The 3,995-nt window shown below is 40.4% G+C and carries 3 protein-coding genes; 1 reads left to right on the top strand and 2 read right to left on the bottom strand.

Features of this window, described 5'->3' with window-relative positions:
• Positions 1-12: 12 nt before the first annotated feature.
• Positions 13-981 carry an SPFH domain-containing protein gene (locus tag IQ247_RS31690; RefSeq protein WP_193926157.1) on the bottom strand — a complete coding sequence of 323 codons (969 nt, stop codon included), beginning with the start codon at positions 979-981 and terminating at the stop codon, positions 13-15.
• A gap of 49 nt (positions 982-1,030) precedes the next feature.
• On the bottom strand, positions 1,031-1,459 hold the full coding sequence (locus IQ247_RS31685) for an NfeD family protein (protein ID WP_228060227.1): 429 nt from the start codon (positions 1,457-1,459) through the stop codon (positions 1,031-1,033).
• A gap of 593 nt (positions 1,460-2,052) precedes the next feature.
• On the opposite strand from IQ247_RS31685, the gene IQ247_RS31680 reads away from it, so the two are divergent.
• Positions 2,053-3,975: a protein phosphatase 2C domain-containing protein gene (locus tag IQ247_RS31680; protein ID WP_193926156.1), complete on the top strand. Its 1,923-nt coding sequence runs from the start codon at positions 2,053-2,055 to the stop codon at positions 3,973-3,975.
• The last annotated feature ends 20 nt before the right edge of the window (positions 3,976-3,995 follow it).

Raw genomic sequence — 3,995 nt, 5'->3', positions numbered from 1 at the left:
CCCCTTGTCTCCCTATCTCCCCATCACTCCATCACTCTGTACATCGGAAACAATTGAGCGAATACCTTCTATGGTACCGGGAATCGTGCGCGGGTCCATAAACATGACTTTTGCGCTTCCGCTTTGTCCGATGGCTGCACCCATGTCTAAGTAACCCAAAGCTAATAGCACTTCTAATGCTTGCTGGGCTTTGGGATTGTCTTTCATTTTTTGAGCGAGAATTTCTGATGATTGAGCAACTGCGTGGGCTTTAAGTACTTGCTGCTGGCGCTCAGCTTCAGCTTTGAGTATGGTAGCTTTTTGTTGTGCTTCTGCCTGTAAAATTACGGCTTTTTGATTAGCTTCTGCTTCTAAAACTTGGGCTTCGGCTCGACCTCTAGAACTGTTAACCGCTGCTTCTCTTTCACCTTCTGATGTCAAAATTGCTGCCCGCTTGCGTCTTTCTGCGGTCATTTGCAATTCCATTGAGTCTTGTACTGCTTTGGAAGGAACAATATCGCGCAATTCAACACGGGTTACTTTTACACCCCAAGGATCTGTGGCAATGTCCAAATCCCGCAATAAAATTTCATTAACTTCGGTACGAGCGGTAAAGGTTTGGTCAAGTTCCAATTGTCCCATTTCCGAGCGAATTTGAGTTAATACCAAATTCACCATTGCCGCTGTCAGATTTTCTACTTTATAGTAAGCTTTCTCCATGTCAACAATCCGCCAGTAGACTACTGCATCAACTTCAATGGCTACGTTGTCGCGGGTGATGCATTTTTGGGGAGGAATGTCAATAACTTTCTCTCGAATCGTTTCGCGATAAACTACGCGATCAAAGAAAGGAATCATGAAATTAAGTCCTGGTTCTAACTTTGCGTTGTAGCTACCCAGTCTTTCTACTAAAGCTTCATTTCCTTGGTTGATAATTTTCACAGAACCAGCTAGAGCAGAACCACCCAAAGCCAAGGATATCAGTAAAAATATTTGTTCCATTGTTTTCTCCTATGATTATTTTTCTTCATATAAAACTCAAATACGAAAATTAAGAATGCAAAATATTTTCGGGCATGACAATCAGGGTTGTACCTTCGCGCCTAACGACGTAAACTCGTTGATAAGCGGCAATGAAAGCGTTGTCATCATCACATCGTGCTTGCCAGGAATTACCTTCATATAAAACTCGTCCTGTTTTTCCTGGTGGTATTTCAGTGATGGTTTCGGCTAAAACTGCATCCCGAATTTTCGATCTGCGTCGTCGTGGTGAAATATATTTACGGCTAAGCAATATTAATGTTGTCGAAAGCAGCAACCAACACAATGCTTGCAGCCATAAATTTCCCAATGCTAAAGACAATAACGCTACTATAAAGGCGCTGATGCCCATCATAAAAGCGACAAAAGCAGTTGGGACAAATAATTCCGATAAACACAAACAGGCTCCGAGTATCAGCCATATTAAAGTCGTAGACATAATGCCATCCTAAAATCTACGTTTAGGATAGATAAATTTGCACTAACCAGTACACCGAAGGTTCAAGTATAAAGTATGAAATTGAAAAAACCATATTACAAGGGGAGTTAGTTACTTAAAAAAGAAAGATTTATTTAAGCTTGACAAGAGGGAATGGTGAATAGGGAATGGTGAATAGGGAAGAGTAAAATGTATTTCTTTAGTTTATTGTGAGGGCATCTAAGGCTTCCCTTAGAGGATGTTTTAAAAGTACCCGGCGCTTTATTCGCGCTACTACACAAGCTTTCGTCTACCGTGGCAGCGCACTAACACCCGCATCAAGGATATTTAAACCCACGAAAGTGGATTTTGACTGTGTAGACGCGGTTTCAACCGCCAGGTAAAGTATTAAATTAGACTTTTGAAACATTCCCTTAGACGCAGAAAATTTTCAGAAAGTCCAAATTGTGATTTTTGCGGTAAATTTTGATTACTTCCAATAAAAAACTTTGGTTGACAACATACTCACCCAGTCTAATGTAAGCCTAAATTCTTTGACCGCTAAATGTAACTGAAATTTACTTGTTGATACTAATAGATGGAATTTATACCTGATGATTTCTACTCAAAGGATAGTTTATTGCACGAATCCCCATTGTACTGATCCGGTTAATACTTACGGTAATCGTCTTTGTGCTAATTGCTTAACACCATTAACTTATAAATATCTTTGGGCTGTAGATACGAAAAAAATTAACTTGGAACCAGGAGAAAAAATTGCTTCTCGTTATCAAGTCATTTCGCCTCAAATTTGGTTGGATACTCAGCCAATATTAATCCCAGATATATCCGAAAAAATACCTGATAAACTAATTCCTTATTTGCGCTTGCATAATTTGCGATCGCACTTACCTCATGTCTACGGATTTGTGCGATTACCACAAAATAACAATGATAATATCTTGTTACTAGAAAATGCACCCATCAACGATAAAGGTAGTCTTTATCCGGCAATTATCGATGTGTGGGAACATTCAACGGCAGTAAGACAAGTTTACTGGTTGTGGCAGATTCTGGAATTGTGGCAGCCTTTATCAGAATTAGGAGTTGCGGGTAGTTTGCTGGTTCCCGAAAACCTGCGGGTACAAGGCTGGTGCGTGCGCTTGCTGGAACTGATTGAAAATACAAATACACCATCTTTGCAACAGTTAGGTGAATCTTGGCAACCGATTGTAGCGATTTCCAACACAAAAGTTAATAATTCCTTAAAAAAAATTGTCAAACAGATGTGTAGTGGTGTAGTTGATTTTGAGAATATTTCTGCTCAACTCAATCAACTACTGCTATCGGCAGCAGCGGAATTACCATTAACTTTAAAAGTATCGGGAATTACAGATAAAGGACGGCAATTACACGCAAATGAAGACAATTGTTTTCCTAATAGTAATACTTCCAAAGAAAACTCAATATTACCCAAGGTATCTATTGTTTGCGATGGCATCGGTGGACACGAAGGTGGTGAAGTTGCTTCCAACTTAGCGGTACAATCGGTAAAGTTGCAAATTCGGGCTTTACTTGCTGAAGTTGCACAGCAAACCGAAATAGTATCTCCAGAATTGTTAAAGCAGCAGATAGAAGCAAGTTTGCGAGTTGTAAATAATTTAATTTGTAACGCGAATAACGAGCAAAAACGCCAAAAAAGAGAACGCATGGCAACAACGCTGGTAATGTCGGTACAGATACCGCAAAGCGTGCAAACCACCGGAAATTGGCGTTCAGAAAATGCCTGTGAACTTTATCTAGCAAACATCGGTGATAGTCGTGCTTACTGGATTACCCGTGATTATTGTCAATTACTTACAGTTGATGACGATGTGGCAACACGGGAAGTAAGTCACAGTCGTAGTTTGTATCGTCAAGCATTACAGCGTCCCGATGCTACCGCACTTACTCAAGCTTTGGGTACCAAAGAAGGTGAATTTCTTCATCCCCACATCAGACGCTTGATTTTAGAAGAAGATGGAATATTGCTATTATGTTCTGACGGTTTAAGCGACAATAATTTGGTAGAACATTATTGGCGGGATTATGCTTTACCTGTCTTAACCGGGGAAGTTTCAACCGAAGAAGCTGCGGATTCTTGGATTAAATTAGCCAATCAAAAAAACGGACACGATAACATTTCAGTAGTTATTACTCATTGTCGCGTCATTCCAGATTACTTAGCCGTAGTAACTCCCAAAGTATCCGAAGTAGAAGTTTTGCAAACAGAGCCAGAATTAGCAGCAAGTTCCCAAGCATTACTAGACTTGCGACTTTCCGACGACGAACCCGTTATAAACACAACTACCGTAGCGACGAAGAAAGAACCCAAGCGCAAACATAATCCAATATTATTATTAGCAGGATTATTGGTGATGCTTTTAGGGTTTACGGCACTAGGATTGCTTGGATGGTGGCTAATTCAACCTAAATCCTTTAACAAAGCCTGTCAGCGACTTCCCTACTCTTTAGAGCGGTTTTGTCCTCCTGATTGAGAAGGGATGGGATGGGGGGA

The organism is Plectonema cf. radiosum LEGE 06105 (assembly GCF_015207665.1).
GTDB lineage: Bacteria > Cyanobacteriota > Cyanobacteriia > Cyanobacteriales > Nostocaceae > Rivularia > Rivularia radiosa_A.
This window is presented reverse-complemented; position numbering and strand designations above follow the sequence as displayed.